Origin of the sequence: Gracilibacillus alcaliphilus (assembly GCF_016909015.1) — a bacterium.
GTDB classification, from domain to species: Bacteria; Bacillota; Bacilli; order Bacillales; family Amphibacillaceae; genus Gracilibacillus; species Gracilibacillus alcaliphilus.
Genome location: NZ_JAFBFA010000028.1, coordinates 64,585 through 72,207 on the forward strand (window position 1 = coordinate 64,585; position 7,623 = coordinate 72,207).

General features: G+C 40.0%; 3 protein-coding genes. All 3 read right to left on the minus strand.

Annotated elements, in window-relative coordinates:
* Nucleotides 1-178: 178 nt before the first annotated feature.
* Nucleotides 179-2,233 carry a hypothetical protein gene (locus JOD18_RS17620; RefSeq protein ID WP_204670431.1) on the minus strand — a complete coding sequence of 685 codons (2,055 nt, stop codon included), beginning with the start codon at nt 2,231-2,233 and terminating at the stop codon, nt 179-181.
* 562 nt (nt 2,234-2,795) lie between these two features.
* Complete coding sequence (locus tag JOD18_RS17625) at nt 2,796-5,225, minus strand: hypothetical protein (RefSeq protein ID WP_204670432.1); 2,430 nt, start codon at nt 5,223-5,225, stop codon at nt 2,796-2,798.
* 331 nt (nt 5,226-5,556) lie between these two features.
* Nucleotides 5,557-7,014: a protein adenylyltransferase SelO gene (locus JOD18_RS17630; RefSeq protein ID WP_204670433.1), complete on the minus strand. Its 1,458-nt coding sequence runs from the start codon at nt 7,012-7,014 to the stop codon at nt 5,557-5,559.
* Between the last annotated feature and the right edge of the window lie 609 nt (nt 7,015-7,623).

Genomic DNA, 7,623 nt, shown 5'->3' on the forward strand with positions numbered 1-7,623 from the left:
TTGCTCTATTTGTGCCTACAGTATATGAAAATAAGCTTTCGCTTGCTGTTGTTTTAATTGAAAATATTCCTCGCTCATAACGGCGCCAGTCCTTATGTTTTTTTCTAAGTATATCATAGTATACCACGAGGGACTTTGCTAACAAAAAGCAACTTTTTATTTTACTTATGTACTACTTCTACTTAATGAACTGAAGCGCTAATTTTTCAATACCTTTTCTAACATAGCGGTAATACGTACTTGTCGATAAATGCAGTCGCTCTGCCGCTATTTCATTGGAACCAATCCGGTCAATATAGGTCAGCTCAATCGAACGCATCATCATTCGATCCTTTTCCGTTCTACTTCCTATTTCTTTTATAGCATCCTTAATGGAAAGCCGAATCGTTTTCCCGCTGGTCGCGTCATTTTTAATACCAATTATCGCCATCGTCTCCTCGAACAGCTCCGAATCGGATTCAAAATCATAAAAAGAAAGCAGCAACTTTTTCATCCATTGAATACCTTCTGAAATGGGGATGCTTTTCTTGGTCTTGACCGGGTATGAGGTTGTTAATAATTGCAATAAGGATATCTCTCTAAAATCCACTTGCAGCATACGGAATTTTTTACCTGAGGGTGAAACAGAGGACCCCCAAGGTAATTCTTTAAACCCTAGTGACATCAATCCAGAAACATCATAATCAGTTGGAAACATGACTGTACAAAGGCAATTGTCCATTAAATGTTCAAAAAAATAACGATAGACTGCATTCAAAGCCTCATAATCATCCTTTTTTGCAGCTGCGCCGATCCAAAAGAGACGTTCATTCTCCTCTGTTTTTGTATTTAGGAGGTAATTTCTGTATAGATCATTTTTCAGGAAAACTTTTCTAGCCTCATTGGTAAGGGAAACGATTGCAGTGAAGCCAACGATACGATCTTTTTCCCAAAATGCCTTAATTGCTGCCGGCTCAAGTTCCCACACAGATTGAATAAGTTTCTCTTGCTCCGTTCCATCGTTAACAGATTGGAGTGTGTTCAAATGCCGATTTTTCCATATCTCCATAATAGATGCAATGTCTTCTTGCAGAGCTGTTCTAATATCATAAACTGTCTCGTCACCTAAAAAATAGTATTCTTGTAAAAGCTTATTTTCGACAGCATAAACGTTTTCCAAAAAAAGACTTCTACGCTTAAGTGGGTCTGCAGCATTCCATCTTCTATGCAGCACTTCCAAAGCCCTTTTTTTATAGCGACTAAATAACTCTGGTGAGTGTTCTTTAAAATCGGTTTGAATCCAATTTCTGATACCATCAAGTATGCTCCAGCCCTCTTTAGCTTTCGTGATGATTTGGATATTACAAAACTGATCAAAATCAGCGTAGCTAATCGTCTGACCAGTAATGTGCATAAGTAATTCCTTATCAAATTGCCCAACAACAGATACTGCGTCTAAGAGAGACCGCTGCTTCGTTGAGATATCTAACTCATCCAAAATAGTTTGACATAGAATCCTGATTATTTGTTTAAAATCAGCCGTTTCAATCTGCTGACCGCTTTCATTTATCAATTTGTAGCATAGATTCATAGCGAATGGGATTCCGTTTGATAGCTTAACGATCGTATGTCGTAGTGCTGGCTCGACTACCCCGACAGTTTTCAGGTATTCATGGACATGCTCCTTGTTTAGTGGTTTTAGCTGGACATTTTTAACAAGTAAGTCCCATGAATTTGAACGCAACCACTTACCTTCGAGTGAATCACGTCCGGCTGAAATTAATCGCACCTTGACTGATAATTTTGGAATAAACGACTCGAACAGCCATTCCATGATGGGGTTCCATAATTCGAGTGAATCAAATAGTAAAATAAATGGAGGATTTTTATCAGCAATAATATTCAAACAATCAGTGATATTAAAGGTTGTATAAGGTTTTGTTATGTCTATAGATATTTTATTGGTCCGATTGTTGTGCTCGTATAGTTTTTTAGCAATATTATCTAAAAAGTGTTGTGGTGATCGAATCCCTTTCTCCGTATCTAAATAGATCATATTAGCTACGGAGGAGATTTTCATAAATCTTTTTAGAAGGGCGTTTTTTCCTATGCCATTAAATCCATGGAAGTGTAATGTATTCCATTGCCTTTCTTCAACTTCGAGTTGTCCTCGCATAAGCTGAAGTTCCTCATCGCGCCCAACAAAGCTTTGAAACTCTGCCATATTTAGTAAATCATTAACCGATCGTAACAAGTTTTCTGCCCCTCCTTTTGATTAGATAATTTCGTTACTTTACATCAGTATCTGATTAACGCTGCTAAGCCCGTCCAGCAGGTCGTAGCCTCTTTTCTATAACCATAGTATACCACACCACAGTTGACAGACCTAGTACCTCACTCCCATAGTCAATTGACATCGGCAATTTTAGGCCAAATGAGGCCATGGAAAACTACATCAAAGAAGGAAAATTAAGTTCCGCTTTTGGCAAAATGAATAGTACGGAATTTTACATCAATGTAAATAAACCATAAATTGCAGTCTGGGCTTGCCATTTGAATAATGACCTACGTCACATCCGCATACCTGAAAAAATGAAAATGCCCGAATAGCATAGTAAGCTATCAGACTTCAATAAAGTTAATTTTATATGAGTAAAATATGTTGAAATAAATGCAAATACAAATGCTTTTAAATTATGTCAGAGAAGGATAAAGATATATGGACACACGATAGTCCCTATCTTCACATAGGAGATAGAAAAGCCTCTTGAAGAAAGCTATTCATCTACCTTTCTTCAAAGAGGCCATACGTTCTATTAAGCGTTTTGTTTTCTTCTAAACATCAGCAAGGCTAAACCAATAAATAGGATTGCCGTTCCAATGGCAAGAAGGCTAAATAAATGCGTTGACGTATATGGCAATGTGTTGTCTTCAGAATCGGAGTCGTCTCCATCTCCTGGATCAGTTCCATCTCCATCTCCTGGATCAGTTCCATCTCCATCTCCTGGATCAGTTCCATCTCCGTCTCCTGGATCAGTTCCGTCTCCATCTCCTGGATCAGTTCCGTCTCCATCTCCTGGATCAGTTCCGTCTCCATCTCCTGGATCAGTTCCATCTCCGTCTCCTGGATCAGTTCCGTCTCCATCTCCTGGATCAGTTCCGTCTCCATCTCCTGGATCAGTTCCGTCTCCATCTCCTGGATCAGTTCCATCTCCGTCTCCCGGATCAGTTCCATCTCCGTCTCCCGGGTCAGTTCCATCTCCGTCTCCCGGGTCAGTTCCATCTCCGTCTCCCGGATCAGTTCCATCTCCGTCTCCCGGATCAGTTCCATCTCCGTCTCCCGGATCAGTTCCATCTCCGTCTCCTGAGTCAGTAATATTGTTAATTTCAATGGTCGACAATGTTACAACACCATCTGCATTTAAGGCATAAATGGTATATATACCATTTTCTTCTACAGTAAATGTCATTGTTTCTAAATCAATTTCATTTCCTGCATCTACAAAGTCTTCCGCTGTTCTGTCACCTGCTAACCATTTTAAGGATGTAAGTTCTACATCACTTGTTGTCGTTACGGTGATTGTTACAGCTCCTTCTGTTTCTTCTGTGGTATCTGGAGTTAATTCTACTTCAAATTCTTCTGGCTGTGGTTCTGGATCAACTGCTCCGTCAAGTTCAGCACTCCATTCAAAGATACTAGCACCACATTCACTTCCAACATATCCTGTTCCAGAGGCAGTACCATCCGCGTGAACTGTTCCAGTAAGTGTGTTACTTCCAATCTTAATTTCAAATGGCTGATCAGCAGTGATTGGTGTTTCTGCCGTTATCGAAAACGAACTCGTACCGCCCTCACCAGGAGCAGAACAAAACCAGAAGTATTCTGTTTCAAATTGTGTTAGTATACCATTCTCATCAACAGTTAAGGCTACTTCATACTCACTAGGCTCATCAAATTCAATTCCTCCAGCAATCGTTTGGTGTGTTTTGCCTTCATATGTTCCGGCAGGAGGAAATGTGCCCTGTTCATCAGGAACGATTGTAAAACTTGCTTCTCCACTACCTGCCGGATGTACAAACTCTACTGTATGTGTACCTATAGGTAATTGACTTATATCTAAGTCATGGGAGAAGATGAATCCACCACCTTCAATGGTTTCTATATGATCACCATTTAATATGATATCTATATACTCCATACTAGGAAAATCTCGCCCAGTTACTGTTAAAAATTCAGCAGTCGCTTCTGATTCGGTAATAACTTCCTTTTCCGTATGGACGCTTGACTCTAATGTATACGTATAGTAATCTTCATTACTTTGTACAACTATATCAGCAGTCTTTGATACATCTCCTAGCGTTAATGTGACTGAATAAGTACCTGCGGCAGCTTCAAAAGTCAGGTTACCACCAAGATTTCCATCAGAATTGGCAATCAACATCATGTCAATATCTGTACCTGGAATGATTAGTTGAACTTCTGCATTTGGAGGGAGATCATAAGCAAAAATTTGAACACCTCTTCTTGCACTATCCCATTCAGAAATTGTACCTGGTTCTACATACAAATCAAAATCAATCTCAGGTTCAGGATCTGGTTCAACAATATTATCAACCATAATAGTCGATACTGCTTCCACACCTTTCGCATTTGAAGCATAAACTGTATACGTTCCATTCTCCTCTACAGTGAATGAAGCCGTTTCTAGGTCAATCCCATGACCTGCTCCATCAAAATCTTCTACAGTTCTGTTACCTTCTAGCCATTTTAAAGATGTGATTTCTACATCACTTGTCGTATCTACAGAGATTGTTACAAGTCCTTCTGTTTCTTCTGTAATATCTAGTACCGTATTCACTTCAAATACTGTTGGCTGAAGTTCCGCTTCTTCCGTCTTCTCTTCGGTTCCATCAGATTCTGCCGCTTCTTCTGTATTTTCCCCCGTTTCTACAGACTCCACAGATTCCTCTACATTTTCTTCCGTCTCCGCAGGTTCTGCTACTTCTTCCACACTTTCTTCTGCTTCAAATGATTCTTCAATATCTTCTGTACTTCCCTCTGTTTCCTCAGGTGCTTCCGCTTCAACAGATTCTTCTATTTCTTCCACAGGCGTTTCTTCTGCGTTATCCTCTTCTGTATTTGCCGAGCCCGCCGCAAATACTAAACCTGGATGGAGTAATCCAAGTAGAAGTATCATCGTCATAAACACATATAACGATTTTAACTTTACTTTCCTACTCAGCATATTTTCACCTCACTGTATTTTTTGTTGTTGCGCACTTTTCCGATGATTCACTCCTTTCTTAATCTATGAAAAGAATTCATTCCACAAGTATTTTCACAGATATATAAATAGTTTAATAGTTATGTCCTATCAAAATCACTTTCAACTTACTTCCAAAAAATCCGAATTCAAGAATTAGCTCGTTTGTAATTGGCATTTCACGTATCAAATATTTAGTGCTATAAGAGATTATTATCTCTTGAACCTACTGAAAGAATGGAAAATACAACAAATAAAAAAAGCTGTCACAAAATTCAAATAATGCATTTTGTGACAGCTTCTTCGTGTTTCCTTACGTACCACAATAAGTGGTATAAGGTTGATCTGGTGGCTCTTCTGCATAAGACGCTTGTTCCTTTGTATAAGCATACGGGTCTTTGCATACAGCGAGAAGATTATGGATTGGCTGATAATTCTGATGGGACATGGCTTCGGTAATCGCTTCTTCGACTAAATGATTCCGTGGAATGATGCTAGGATTGTGCTGTTTCATTCGCTGATAAGCTTCCTCTTTGGAAAGTGCCTGTTCAGCTAATCGATCTTGCCATTGCTGATACCACTTGTCAAAGGCTTTTGATTGAAACAGCCTGACCCCTGTGTCCAATTGTTGTAAAGTAAGTGAACGGAAAGTATTGGTAAAATCAGCTCGGTGCTGTTCCATTAAATCAAGGAGTCGTTGAATCAGCACAACATCCTGCTCTTTTTTATCACTAATCCCTAATTTAGCCCTCATCCCATCAAGCCAATTTTCTTCTACTAGTTTCAAATATCGTTGGATCACAGCCTTCGCCTTTGGCAGTGCCTGTTCTTCTACATCGTCGATTAAAATCAACATTGATTCTGCAAAACGTGCCATATTCCAAGCACCGATCTCTGGTTGATTGCCATATGCATATCGGCCTTGACGATCAATTGAACTAAAAACAGTCTGCCGATCGTATGCATCCATAAAGGCACATGGTCCATAATCAATTGTTTCACCGCTTATTGCTACATTATCAGTGTTCATCACACCATGGATGAAACCTTTTAACTGCCATTGGGCAATTAAGGCAGCCTGTTTTTCCGCTGTTTTATTCAATAAGGACAGATAGGGATTCTCATCATTTGCGATTTCCGGATAATGTCGGTCAATCGTATAATCAGCAAGCGTTTGTAAATCTTGTTTGTCCCCCCATTGTCTGGCATATTGAAACGTTCCTACCCGTATATGACTGGCTGCCACTCTGGTTAACACCGCTCCTGGAAAAGGTGCTTCCCGATGTACCTTTTCTCCAGTAGTGGTAACAGCTAAGCTGCGAGTGGTTGGTATACGTAATCCATACATTGCCTCACTAATCAAATATTCCCTAATCATCGGACCAAGCACAGCACGCCCGTCACCCCCTCGTGAATAAGGGGTTCTGCCTGAACCTTTTAATTGAATATCAACACGTGCACCACTCGGTGTGATTTGTTCACCTAAGAGTACCGCACGTCCATCACCAAGCATCGTAAAGGAAGCAAATTGATGTCCGGCATATGCTTGTGCAATTGGCATGCTGCCATCTGGCAAGTGATTTCCAGCAAAAATTTCCAACTCCTGTTTCAACTTGCTGCTATCCAATCCTAACTGAGCAGCTAATGTCTCATTGAATAAAACGATTTCGGGCTGCTCTGCTTCTGCCGGCTGTACCCTGGTATAGAAAAGGCCAGGTAAGCGCTGATAACTATTGTCAAAATGCCAGCCTTGGTTATGTTTATCTGTCATAAAATCACCTCTTGTAATAGCTCTAAAACGAGATTTAACAAGGAAATAACGTCCAATAGTATTGCTTAGGAAGTTCATTTTCTTCACTTATTAGCATAACACACTCACAGCAAACTATCCGCCTGAGTGTTTGAAAGTTATTATCTACCTTGTTTTTATATTCAAATTCACACAGTTAGAAAAACCAAGAAGAGTATTTGGTCCTTTATCTTTTAGCCAAGATGGAATTCCGCTACGAGAAGTCGCTTTCACTCAAGAACACAAGTGCAACATCTGTTCAAGCAAAAGACACTTTCACAGTGTTTTCTATGTCGCCTGGCATGGCTTCAGCTAACTTGAAAAAGTGCTCTTCTTGGCAAAAAGTTAGCTGAAGACCGTGCCCCTCAGAAATCGAAATGGTCAGCCGCAGCGGTTGCCCTGCTCTCCATATCTTCTACAGAGCTTATTTCTGAAATAGCTAATAATAGCTGGAATTGGATATACTTTCTGATCTATTAAAAAAGGCAGCCTACCTTCTGAACTGCACCCTGTCAAGTAGACAGTGAAAAAACAAAAATCTATGCAACAGTCTGGTACCGATATTCCAACGGTGCCAGGCTGTTTAATTTC